We start from the raw sequence: 12088 nt of genomic DNA on the forward strand, positions 1-12088 counted from the left end.
TTAGTTAACGCCGTAACGCTCAAGCCAGGCATTTTGCAGGGCGGTCATCCAACTGGGGTGTGGTTCGGGTAGGGTGTTGGACAGCGCGTCCGCCGGTAGCTCGGAAGGATGGCGATCACCCTGCTCGAACAGCGCCTGATTCTCGGCGTCTAGCTGATCGATATCCAGTACGCTGCGGTCTCCCCACATCGCTAGCGACTGCTTTTGCGCCTGAGCTTCCGGTGAAAGCAGGAAATTGGCGAGCACCATGGCCCCGGCTTTATGCGGCGAGTTATAGGGGATCGCCACAAAGTGAACGTTACCCAAAGTGCCGCCTTCCAGCACGTAGCTGCGCACGCTTTCGGGCAGCTCATACTCCATGACTGCCACGGCGGCATCGGTGGGGTAGAACGAAAAAGCCAAACTTAGCTCGCCGTCGCTCATCAACGTGCGCAGGTTGGGGCCGGAGTCGGGAAAGGTACGACCACTGCGCCACAGGTGCGGGTGCAGCGCATCTAAATAGGCCCACAGAGGTTTGGTGACAGCCTCAAAGTCGCTTTCTGAAACTGGCTGGTAAAGCGCCTCCTCCTGATCGGTGAGCTCGATCAGCGCCTGCTTTAAAAAGGTGCTGCCGGTGAAGTCGGGAATACGCGGATAGCTGAACTGGCCGGGATTGGCTTTGGCCCAGGCGAGTAGTGCCTGCATATTCTGGGGTGGTGTCTCGGTTTGAGCGCTATCGTAAAAAAAGGTGATCTGCGCTTTACCCCAGGGCGATTCATAGCCTTCTGTAGGTAACGTGAAGTCGGTCACCACCTCAGGGTTATCGGCGGCATTGGTGAGCGCAAAATGGGGCAGCGACTCAGCGAAGGGGCCAAACAGCAGGTCGCTTTCGCGCATCGCAGCGAAGTTCTCGCCGTTGATCCAAATCAGGTCGATACTGCCCTCGGTGTGGTTGCCCGCCTGCTTTTCTGCCAGTACCCGAGCTACCGCGCTGCCGGTATCGTCCAGCTTTACGTGTTCCACATCGACGCCGTACTGTGCCTGCATTTGCTCCGCCACCCAGTCGATGTAGCGATTGGTGCGCGTATCACCGCCCCAGGCATTCCAGTAAACGGTTTGGCCTTCGGCCTGTGCCACGACACTTTGCCAATCACTAGGGTCGGGGTTGGCTGATGCCGGAACCGTGAAGGCAAGCATCGTGGTGACAATAGCGAGGCGAAGAGGGTGGCGAGTAGGCATCGAATATCCCTTTTGTTAGAAGCGTAAGCACAGCTAAGAAATATTAGTAAAATTAGATGTTATAGGGAAACCTGCAAACACTGTAGCTCGCTGTGCACGTGATCAATAATGTTTAACGATAAGTAGTGCTCAACGCGGTCGCGCACGTGGTCGATCACGGCGGGATCCGTGAGTTCAGCGGACCAGTCTTCCCCGCGCTGCTGGGCATCTACGGCGTTTAAGTGCTGGGCGCGCCACTTGGCACACCAGGTTAACGACCAGAGCCAGGTAGCGCGGCGACAGGCAATGAGGGTGTCGATGTCCGGCGTTTCACCCATGGTGGCTTGCCAGCGGCGATAAAAGCTAATCACGTCACTTAGCGATAGCACCGCTTGGCTGCTTACGTCCCAGGTGGTCGAGGTGTAGAGGCTGGTGTGGGCGAGGTCGATACCCGGCAGGCCGTAGCGGCACTTCTCTAAATCCACCAACACCGCGCGGCCATCGTCGTGGATTAAGAAGTTGCCAGGGTGGGTGTCAAAGCTAATCAGTGTCGGCGCGGCATCGCTTAAGTGAGGTGGCAGTAAGTCCAGCTCCTGCTTAATGCGCTGGGTGACCTTGCTCGAAAGTTGCGCGTCGCTCAACCAGTTAGCCTGCTGACGCACTTCATCTATCATCGCTTGCCATGGGTCTTCGGGGGCAAGCAGTGGTGCCTGCTCTGCGACACTGGGCAGCGGTTGGCTATGCAAGCTGGCTAGAGCATCCGCGATGGCAGGCAGGTCTTCCGGCAACTTGGCCAAGCGGCCACGGATAGCCTCAACCAGTAACCCACCCCGGGGCAGTGCCTCGCTCGGCGGCAGAGTGCCGTAAAGTGCTGGCGTGTGTCCGCCAGGACTAGAGCGCTGGTAGCAGGCAGTCTGATAGGCAAGGTTCTCTTCAGGCGGCAGATTCATCTGACTCTGCTTCGGCAGTCGCGCCACCCAGTCATCGCCCACGCTGCGATGGATCCACACATGATCATGGGCCAGCCCGGTATCCGCCATCGGCGTAAGCTCATGGTATGCAATCCCGGCCCGCTTTAATTCGCTTGCCAGAGCCTGTAAACGCGCTTCGGTTGGTGTCGGCATAGAGCAGTCCGTGTCGTTGCTGAATCAGCGATGCCACTTAGTGGCCGTTCTTGTACCAACCTTACACGTTTCGTAAGAAAATGTGGTTAAAGTGAGTGGTAAGGGGACCAATATGTCATGCGCTAGCGCTGCATAGATATTATGAGTCATAACTAATAAGTTAATTATCTTCGGAGTATTTTCTGCTAGCGTTGTGGTTAAGTAGATTTTGTGGGATTAGAGCTGGCGTTGTCGGGATTGCTTACCGTTAACAGCCATCGCCATTTACGCGCGAGCAATAGCGGGTGCCTGGTTCATTATTATTGAGACGGCAGTTTTTGTATCGGGGGAATTATGATTCGCACCACCGAAGAGCTATACCAGCTATATCCTGAGCCAAAGGAGAGAGCGCTGAAGAAGCAGCTATCGCGACTTGACCGGCACTGTCAGCGATTTATCGAGCTTTCTCCCTTTGTGGTCATCGCCACTGGAAACGCGTCGGGCTTTGATGCGTCGCCACGTGGAGGAGAGCCAGGTTTTATCAAGGTGGTTGATGACCTTACTTTGGTAATTCCAGATTCTCCAGGTAATAACCGATTGGATTCACTTAAAAATATTGTCGAGAGCGGTCAGGCTGGATTGCTGTTTTTAATCCCAGGGATCGATGAGACGCTACGCATAAATGGCGCGGCGCATGTCTCGGTGGATGAAGAAAAGCTGCAGCTTTTTGCATCAGAGAAGCGAGCACCAAAAGTGGTTATTGAGGTGACGGTTGAGGAGGCTTACCTTCACTGCGCTAAAGCCTTTATGCGCTCCAAACTATGGGCAGATGAGAGCCGTCGCGAGCGTTCCGTATTGCCGACGATGGGGCAGATGATTCACGAGCAAATAGGTCGTAGCGGCTCCCCCGAGTCACAGGAAGAGATGCTTGCGCGTTACGCACAAGATATTTAGCACCTCAGGGGCCCTCATCATCATGCAGGAAGATCTCGATCATGAGTGACGTAAAGAGCAGAGTATTAACCCCGCAAGATTGGCAGCTTTATAAGTTGGCGCGGTTGAACTCTCTTGAGGATGCGCCTAACTCTTTTGGCTCAACTTACGAGCAGGAAGTAACGCTCTCAGACACTGAATGGCAGACACGCTTGGATCTGAAATGGCGAGGCCTGGACGCTCTGCCCTTAATTGCTGAGTTGGAGGGCCAAGCGGTTGGCCTAGCCTGGGGGGTAATACATGAGCCCGATACGAAAATGGCGCATATCTACCAAATGTGGGTTTCACCTGCGCTGCGAGGGAAGGGGATCGCCAAGTCGCTTCTAGGTGAAATTAGTACCTGGGCTGTAAATAAAGGGTGTGAGTGTATAAAGCTCGCAGTAACAACAAGCAACGAAGCTGCAGTTGGTTTTTATACCTCGTCTGGATATCTTCCAACGGGGCCGCTTGAAGCGCTGAGGGTTGGTTCCGCGCTTATGGTGCAGCCAATGGTTAAACGGTTGGGTAATACGCAATAACACTCAGTCTGAGTGAACCGAAATAGTAGATGACAGCTTCAAATTCAAAAATATCGAATTTAATTTAAAAGAGCATTTCTGTTAGCCCAATGCTCTCAGTACAGCCTTTGGTTTCTTGGCAACGCTATGCAGTAATGCCAGCGCTGGGCCATGGGGAGTGCGATCACCTCGTTCCCAATGTCGTAGTACGGTTATCAGCATTGCCACGTTAACTGTAACCGCCCATTTTTTGAAACCGCACTGCGCATTCATTCTTGTGTCGTCAGGGCTTCACGAAATAGGGTCTCGCGAAAGAGGGCCTCAATGCGTTCCTGGGTACGGGCATACCAAGTCTCGTCCTTGGTCACCGCACCCTGGGCGTTGATGGGGTGGGTGGGAATATGCAGGCGCATGTCCAGGCCACTGTCGCGGTGGGTGGTAACCTGCATAGCAGCAGAGCGTCGCGTTGGGCCATAGGGGATATGCCGGGCCAACTCCACTTGGCGCTCGCTGGTGGTGGCGAAGCGGATAAATGTTTGGGCCGCCTCGGGGTTCGGGGCACCGCGGGGGATCGCCCAGGTCTCATGTTCCTGGAGCTGGCCGTCCCAGAGGATCTCGATGGGCAGGTCGCGCTCCACCATGGCGGCGAAGAAGCGGCCATTGTAGCCGGAAGCCATGACCACCTGGCCCTCCTCCAGCAGGCGCACCGGGGTTTCACCGGCCTCCCACCAGTGGAGTTTGTCGATGCCTTGCAGCCGGGCGAAGGCCAGGTCCAGGCCACGGCGGGTACTGAGCAGGCGGTAGAGTTCTTCCCGGGGGACCCGGTAGGAGAGCAGCGCCCACTCCAGATTAGCCGCCGGCGTGCGTTGCAAGGCCCGAGGGCCAGGGAAGCGCTGTTGATCGAAGAGATCGGCGATGCGAGTGGGGCGCTCTCCGGGGAACGCATCACGGCGATAGGCCACGACAGTGGCAAAAATTGAATGGCTGATAAAACAGTGCCCTAGGGCACCAGAGAAGAAATCCTGGGGTGCCGGGGTACCGTCCGGCGCGGGGGCCGCCAGTTCGGGGGGTAGCGGCTCCAGCAGCCCTTCTTCGCAGGCTGCCATGGCCTCGCTGCGGGTCATATCGAGTACGTCCCAGGGGACATCGTTCTCCGCCACGGCCTGGCGCAGTTCCGTCAGGCCGCCGTTATAGCTGTCCACTGCCACCGGTACATCATGGGCCTCGGTGAAGGGTGTGAAGAGGGCACTGCGCTGGGCGTGCTCGTAGGCACCGCCCCAGCTCAATACTGTCAGAGAGTCGGCAGTGTCGGGCACTTTCGCCCTGATGGGGGTTGCCAGGACGAGCAGCCCGGCCAGAAGTCCTGGGATCAATCGTCTAGCCAGCACCGTGTTCCTCCCGTCGTAGGGCGTCGCTGTGATGCAAGAAGGCTCGAGCAATGCTCGACTCATAGGCCACCCCCAAGAAGCGCCGTTCGTCATCCACGACGGCGATGGCCTCGCCGGTGACCTTTTGTAGCTGCTGCATTGCCTCCCAAAGCGAGGCGTGCGGCTCTAGCACTGGGCGGGGCGTTTCGGGACAGTCGGCCAGGGTTGTGGCCTCGCTGCCTTCGCGGAAGGTCTCCAGGCTCGCCAGGGTCACGCAGCCTTGGTAGCGCCCTCGGCCGTCCACCAGATAAGCTTCGCCATGGCCCGCTTGACTAAGGCGCGAGATGGCCGCTTTCAGTGGGGTCGCGGGGGCCAGGGTGACGGCATCATGACTAATCAACTCGGTCAACCGCGCCTCCTGGAGCACGGCGCGGCTGCGGCCAGCGGAGAGATCCAAACCACGGCGGGCTAATTGAATATCGAATAGCGAGCGGCCGAACAGTTGGGCGGCCAGAGGATTGGCTAGCGTGACGCTGGCCAGGGCGGCGGTGGTCAACGCATAACTGCCGGTAAGTTCGAAGACGATCAGCAGGGTGGTAAGAGGCGCGCCGAGAACCGGTGCGGTGACCGCGACCATGCCGCACACCGCATAGAAGATAAACGTCTCCTGGCCACCGCCCAGCTCCGCTACCAGGGTGCCGGCTAGGGCACCGAAGAGGGTGCCGATCACCAGCGCTGGGCTGAAGACACCACCAGCGAAACCCAGCCCCAGGCACAAAGCGGTCGCGGCCAGCTTTAGTAGCAGTACCATCAGCAGCTCGCCGCCGCTATAGGCCCCGGGCAAGGTGGCGAAGCGCAGGGTTTCTTGGCCCATGCCGAGAATATCGGGTACCCAAAGAGCCGTTAGGCCGAGCAAAGCCCCGGCTAGTGCGGGATGAAGGCTGGTGGGCAGCGGTAGCCGCTTGGCCAGCTGGCCCATGGCAAGAATGGCATGCATATAGCCTCCAGCCACCAAGGCGCCTAGGCCACCCAAGGCTAGGAAAAGGGCGAATTCCCAAGGTTGAGGCACGCCAGGCTCAGTGATATGGAACAGCGTCCCCTGAGCAAGCAACTGAGTGGCCAGCACATAGCCGACGATGGCGGCGGCAGCCACTGGCGCGAAGGCGCGCAGGGCATAGTGGCGTAGCACGACTTCGTGGGCGAAGACAATGCCCGCCAGTGGTGCATTAAAGGCCGCAGCGATGGCTGCCGCTACCCCGCAAGCGATAGTGATATTGTCCTCTGAGCGCCCCAGGCGCAGCAAGCGTGTGATTAGGGAGCCGAGAGTCGCGCCGAGATGTACCAGGGGGCCGTACTGACCCACCGAGGCGCCTGCGCCTAACGACACCAAACCGCTTAACGCTGAGAGAGCACCAGCCTTGGCGGGTAGGCGACCTCGGCGGGTCTGGACGGCAGCGATGGCGTCGGCAGGGGTATGGGAGCGGCCCCCAGGCAGGCCGCGGTGCAGTTGACTAACGAGCAGCCCCCCAAGGGTTGGCACCAGCAGGGTAGCCAGTATCACCAGAGAGGTGTCTGCAGCCATCATCTGGCCTCGGGGGGAGATCAACAGCAGGTCGTTGAGCCATACCACCGCATTGACGAAGCCAACGGCTACAAGAGCCGCCACTCCGCCGACGACACTGCCCAAGAGTACCAAGCCAAGGAAACGCAAGACTGCCAGGGGGTGTCGGGGCGAAACGCTGTCTGTGCTGGGGGAGTCCATTTACCCGTTATAGGCGCTATCCGATCAGCGGGCAAGCGGCGCGCCGGCGCCATGCCGTCAGAGCTGCCTGGCGCCGGGGGAGGACTTACAGCGCTGAGATTTTAGCGCGCTGTTCTTCCAGCAACTGCTTGGTGGCTTGGAATTCGGCCAGCTTGCCGCGCTCTTTATCCACCACCGCTACCGGGGCTTTGGCGATAAAGCCGTCGTTGCTAAGCTTCTTCTCGATGCCGCCGATCAGCTTGTCCTGCTTCTCAATCTCTTTGCTTAAGCGGGCGATTTCGGCGTCTTTGTCGATCAGATCCGCCATCGGTACCAGCACTTCCATATCGCCCACCAATTGCGTGGCTGAGAGCGGGGCATCGTCTGGGTTTTCAAGCCAGGTAACGCTTTCCAGCTTGGCGAGTTTGGAAAGGAAGCGACGGTTGCTCTCCAGGCGCTCGGCGTCTTCGGGCTTGCCTTTGGTGAGCAGCACGTCAAGCGGTTTGCCGGGGGCGATGTTCATTTCGGCGCGGATGTTACGCACGGCGATGATGACGCCTTTCAACCACTCGATATCCAGGCTGGCCTGGTCGTCGATTTTGCTTTCGTCGGCTTCTGGCCAGGCTTGCAGCATGATCGACGCATCGTCACCCATATACACACCTGCCAGCGGCGACACGCGCTGCCAGATCTCTTCGGTAATATAAGGCATCATCGGGTGAGCAAGGCGCAGAATCGCTTCGAGTACGCGTACCAGCGTGCGGCGGGTACCGCGCTTGGCTTCTGCCGTGGCATTTTCATCCCACAAAACAGGCTTGGAAAGCTCCAGGTACCAGTCGCAGTACTCGTTCCAGACGAACTCATACAGCGCCTGGGAGGCGTGGTCGAAACGGTACTCGTCCATCGCCTTGGTGACCTGGGCTTCGGTTTTCTGCAGCTGCGAGATAATCCAGCGGTCGGCCAGTGAAAGCTCAACCTCTTCACCACCAGTGCCGCAATCTTCGCCTTCGGCGTTCATCAGCACGTAGCGCGAGGCGTTCCACAGCTTGTTGCAGAAGTTGCGGTAGCCGTCCAGGCGGCTCATATCAAACTTGATATCACGCCCGGTGGTGGCTTGGGAGAGGAACGTAAAGCGCAGCGCATCGGTGCCGTGGGCTTCAATACCGTCTTTGAACTCGTCCTTGGTCGCTTTGGCAATCGCCTTGGCCTGTTTCGGCTGCATCATATTGCCGGTGCGCTTTTCGAGCAGTTCATCCAGCGTGATGCCGTCGATCAGGTCGATGGGGTCGAGTACGTTGCCCTTGGATTTGGACATCTTCTGCCCTTGGCCGTCGCGCACCAAACCGTGTACGTAAACCGTCTTAAACGGTACCTGCTTGGTGAACTTCAGGGTCATCATGATCATCCGGGCAACCCAGAAGAATATGATGTCAAAGCCGGTCACTAGAACGCTGGAAGGGTGGAAGGTCTCCAGCTCCGGGGTTTGTTCCGGCCAGCCGAGGGTGCCGAACGTCCACAGGCCCGAGCTGAACCAGGTATCGAGTACGTCTTCATCTTGCGTCAAGGTTACGTCGGGGCCGAGCTCATGCTTCTCGCGAGCTTCGGCTTCGCTACGAGCAACGTAGACATTGCCTTCCTCGTCGTACCAGGCCGGGATGCGGTGGCCCCACCACAGCTGGCGGGAGATACACCAATCCTGCAGGTCGCGCATCCAGGCGAAGTACATGTTCTCGTAGTTCTTGGGCACGAACTGGATATCGCCATTTTCCACCGCTTCGATGGCGGGCTTGGCGAGGGACTCCACGGCTACAAACCACTGGTCGGTGAGCAGCGGCTCAATGACATCGCCCGAACGGTCACCATAAGGCAGGGTGTTGTTAACGGCTTCGACTTGCTCTAGCAGGCCCAGGGCGTCCATGTCGGCAACGATCTGCTTGCGCGCTTCAAAGCGGTCGAGACCTGCGTACTTGGCAGGCAGAGTGGCGTCTACATCGGGCTGGGGCTGTCCTTTCAGGTCGAAGATCTCGGCCTGTTCAAGGATCGCCGCGTCTTTGGAGAAGACGTTTATCAGCAGGTGGTTCTGGCGCTTGCCGACTTCGTAGTCGTTGAAGTCGTGGGCGGGGGTGATCTTGACGCAGCCCGAACCTTTCTCCATATCGGCGTGCTCGTCAGCAACCACCGGAATACGGCGACCGACCAGCGGTAGCTCAATGAACTTGCCGACCAGAGAGGCGTAGCGCTCATCGTCTGGATTCACCGCCACACCGGTATCGCCCAGCAGGGTCTCCGGGCGGGTGGTGGCGACTATGAGGTAATCCTTGCCATCGTTGGTTTTGACGCCGTCCGCCAGCGGGTAGCGGAAATGCCAGAAGCTGCCCTGCTGCTCTTTGTTCTCCACTTCCAGGTCAGAAATGGCGGTGTGCAGTGTCGGATCCCAGTTGACCAGGCGCTTGCCACGATAGATCAACTTCTCTTCGTGCAGGCGCACAAACACTTCTTGTACCGCCTTGTAGAAGCCGTCGTCCATGGTGAAGCGTTCGCGAGACCAGTCGACGCTAGCGCCCATGCGGCGCAGCTGGCGGGTAATATGGCCGCCGGACTCGTGTTTCCACTCCCACACTTTGTCGATAAACGCATCGCGACCAAGGTCGTGTCGGGTCTTGCCCTCTTCAGCCGCAATCTTGCGCTCCACCAGCATCTGCGTCGCGATACCGGCGTGGTCGGTGCCTACCTGCCACAGGGTGTTATTGCCCTGCATCCGTTTCCAGCGCGTCAGGGTATCCATAATGGTGTCCTGGAACGCGTGGCCCATGTGCAGGCTGCCGGTCACATTGGGCGGTGGAATCATGATCGAAAAAGGCGTGCCCTGGCCGGAGGGGGCGAAACGGTTGTCGGCTTCCCAGCGCTCGTACCAGCGGGTTTCGATCTGTTCGGGTTGGTAGGTCTTTTCCATGGAGAGTTGGCTCACGGCTGGCGAGAAATGTGCAAAAATGTATAAACGCATAAATGCGCAAATGCATAAATGCATAATTTAATGGGCGTGAGTATACCGCGTAAGGGCAGTGGTCGTCAGGGGCTACTCACGCTCTATTGTGGGTGCACAGTACGTATGTGATGTGTTTATGAGAGCTGTTTATGGGCAGAAAATCCGCGCATGGCGATTAGCCCGAGGATGGGGCCCGGCAATAGCCACCAAATGACAGCCAGCGACTGGCTCGACCACAGCGCTGTGACCAGTGCAATGGAAGGAATGGTCAGCCCAAAGCCGATCGCATTCATCATCGCCAGCGCTGCTCCTAGCCGCTCGGGTGGAGCCGTGGCGCTGGCCAGCGCAGAGAACTGCGCGGAGTCGGCAATAACGCTAACGCCCCATACGCCGAGAAGCACCAGCAGCAGCCAGGGCGAGGCGCTGCCCAACAGGGGATAAACCAAACAGAGCGCACCGGAGGTAGCCAATGCCACGCAGGCCACTCGGGCACTGCCAATCTGTCGGCTCCATTTGCCTGCCAGCACGCAGCCCGGTAAGCCCAACGCGATCACCGCAAAACTTAGCCACGGTTGAGCGCTGTTTGCAGCACCCAAGCGCTCCAGCTCCCGGGCGACCAGAAACGGCACCAGCGCCCAAAGGGCGTAAAGCTCCCAGCAGTGGCCGAAATAACCCAGTGCGGCGGCACGAAAGCGGGGCTGTTTGAAAGCGGCCAGGCCTGCCCAGGGGCGGCCGCTTTTGGCGGTGGCTGGCAGGTGGGGGCCAACGCCCAGCTTGAAAATCATTAGCGCAGCGGCCAGCGCCAGCAGTGACGCCAGCAGCAGCGGCCACTGCCAGGGTAAATGCAGCGTTAAACCGCGCAGCAGGTGCGGCGAGGCAATGCCCAGGGTCAGCATGCCCACCAGCCAACCCAGCGCGGCGCCGGCGTGGCTGGGTGTCCAGCTCACCACCAGCTTCATGCCTAGCGGATAAATCCCCGCCAGGGAAAGCCCGGTCGCAAAGCGCGCAACAGCGGCGAGCGTCACGCTCTCAGCCGCGCCGATAAAGGCGGCGTTGATCAGTGCGCCGAGAACGGCAGAAATCGCAAACAGGTGGCTGGCACGAATTCGGTCGGCAAGACCAGTGGTTGCGATCAGCAGCGTGCCGGTAATAAACCCTGCCTGAACGGCGATGGTGAGCAGACCCAAATCGCTTTCGCTGAGGCCGACGGCCTCCTGAAGCGCCAAGCCAACGCCATTAACGCTAAACCATAGCGAGGTGCCGAACAGCTGGGCGATGACAATCGTAACAAGCGGGTAGCGCGTGAACACGTTTACGTCTCCATGAGGGCAAAGGGCGCGGCCAGAGCCCGCTAATGGTAATCAACAATTTACCGTTACGACGAATTTTTTAAAAACAGCAGTGTCGGATCACAAGACCCGTCAGGATTCGTCGGGCAGGAAGTACAAATTTGTTCGCAATTGGAGTTTTTATGCACGTAGCCAAGCTTTTCCTTCCAGCCGTTGCAGCACTGGCATTCAGTGTTCCCGCCATGGCCCAGCAAATGGCTGGTAGCACTCCCAGTGTCGATGACCAAGTTGATCAACTTGACGAAATGGTCGATCTGAATGATGGGCAGAAGGAAGAACTCAGCAACCTTTTGACCCAGATGCAAGACGACGTTGGTGCCAATGAGCAGGAAGCCCAGCAGTTGCAACAGCAACTCAGTGAGCACGTTCAGACTGATTATGACGAAGCCGCCATTCGGGCAGATGCAGAGCGTCTTGGTGACCTAACGGCCGAGATGACCGCGGATAGCATTATCATACAGTCTCAGATCGAAGGCGTTTTCACTCAGGAGCAGCGCGATCAACTGGATGAGGCCGTGGCTCAACAGCAGCAGCAAATGCAACAACAGATGCAGGAGCAGATGCAGCAACAGGGGGGCTAAGGCAAAGACGCCTGGGACGCACTGACAGCGATTGCCGACTTCCGTTGATGACCCCGCCAAGTGCGGGGTCACGTGTTTGTGGCTGATGATTTTCTCGGGCTTCTTCGAGATGTTGGTATGTTCGAACAGCATTGACTGGATGCGTTGCTGAAGTTGGTTAGCGGCCACCGCTCCAGACGGCACGCTCAGAGCAGAACTCACGCTGCCGAGGGGAGCTCGCCTTCGCTGGCACCTTGACGGATCGAATCAATCAATTCTCAGGGCATTGACCTTG

General features: G+C 58.4%; 9 protein-coding genes. 3 read left to right on the plus strand and 6 right to left on the minus strand.

Going from position 1 to position 12088, the window contains the following annotated elements; all coding sequences use genetic code 11:
- Both E0L35_RS12200 and E0L35_RS12205 read right to left on the minus strand, forming a co-directional pair.
- Complete coding sequence (locus E0L35_RS12200) at window positions 1–1218, minus strand: ABC transporter substrate-binding protein (RefSeq protein WP_027957787.1); 1218 nt, start codon at window positions 1216–1218, stop codon at window positions 1–3.
- A 59-nt stretch (window positions 1219–1277) separates the two neighbouring features.
- Complete coding sequence (locus tag E0L35_RS12205; RefSeq protein WP_009288508.1) at window positions 1278–2321, minus strand: aminoglycoside phosphotransferase family protein; 1044 nt, start codon at window positions 2319–2321, stop codon at window positions 1278–1280.
- Between the two features lie 333 nt (window positions 2322–2654).
- On the opposite strand from E0L35_RS12205, the gene E0L35_RS12210 reads away from it, so the two are divergent.
- Entirely contained in the window at window positions 2655–3254 is a 600-nt protein-coding gene (locus E0L35_RS12210) for a pyridoxamine 5'-phosphate oxidase family protein (RefSeq protein WP_138800410.1), read from the plus strand.
- A 41-nt stretch (window positions 3255–3295) separates the two neighbouring features.
- Window positions 3296–3811, plus strand: coding sequence for a GNAT family N-acetyltransferase (locus E0L35_RS12215; protein ID WP_138800411.1), 516 nt, complete (start codon window positions 3296–3298; stop codon window positions 3809–3811).
- A gap of 248 nt (window positions 3812–4059) precedes the next feature.
- On the opposite strand, the gene E0L35_RS12225 is transcribed toward E0L35_RS12215, so the two are convergent.
- The 4 genes from E0L35_RS12225 to E0L35_RS12240 all read right to left on the minus strand — a co-directional run bounded on the left by E0L35_RS12225 (window position 4060) and on the right by E0L35_RS12240 (window position 11194).
- Window positions 4060–5178 carry an extracellular solute-binding protein gene (locus tag E0L35_RS12225; RefSeq protein ID WP_249362135.1) on the minus strand — a complete coding sequence of 373 codons (1119 nt, stop codon included), beginning with the start codon at window positions 5176–5178 and terminating at the stop codon, window positions 4060–4062.
- Window positions 5168–6919 (minus strand): chloride channel protein, encoded by a 1752-nt coding sequence (locus tag E0L35_RS12230; protein WP_138800413.1) that lies wholly within the window; start codon window positions 6917–6919, stop codon window positions 5168–5170. The genes E0L35_RS12225 and E0L35_RS12230 overlap by 11 nt, the downstream gene beginning before the upstream one ends.
- A gap of 85 nt (window positions 6920–7004) precedes the next feature.
- Window positions 7005–9851 (minus strand): valine--tRNA ligase, encoded by a 2847-nt coding sequence (locus E0L35_RS12235; protein ID WP_138800414.1) that lies wholly within the window; start codon window positions 9849–9851, stop codon window positions 7005–7007.
- A gap of 167 nt (window positions 9852–10018) precedes the next feature.
- Complete coding sequence (locus E0L35_RS12240; RefSeq protein ID WP_138800415.1) at window positions 10019–11194, minus strand: MFS transporter; 1176 nt, start codon at window positions 11192–11194, stop codon at window positions 10019–10021.
- Window positions 11195–11355: 161 nt separating this feature from the next.
- Between E0L35_RS12240 and E0L35_RS12245 the strand changes: the two genes are divergently transcribed.
- Window positions 11356–11814 (plus strand): Spy/CpxP family protein refolding chaperone, encoded by a 459-nt coding sequence (locus tag E0L35_RS12245; protein ID WP_022520157.1) that lies wholly within the window; start codon window positions 11356–11358, stop codon window positions 11812–11814.
- The last annotated feature ends 274 nt before the right edge of the window (window positions 11815–12088 follow it).

Source organism: Halomonas sp. ATBC28 (assembly GCF_005937175.1).
GTDB lineage: Bacteria > Pseudomonadota > Gammaproteobacteria > Pseudomonadales > Halomonadaceae > Vreelandella > Vreelandella titanicae.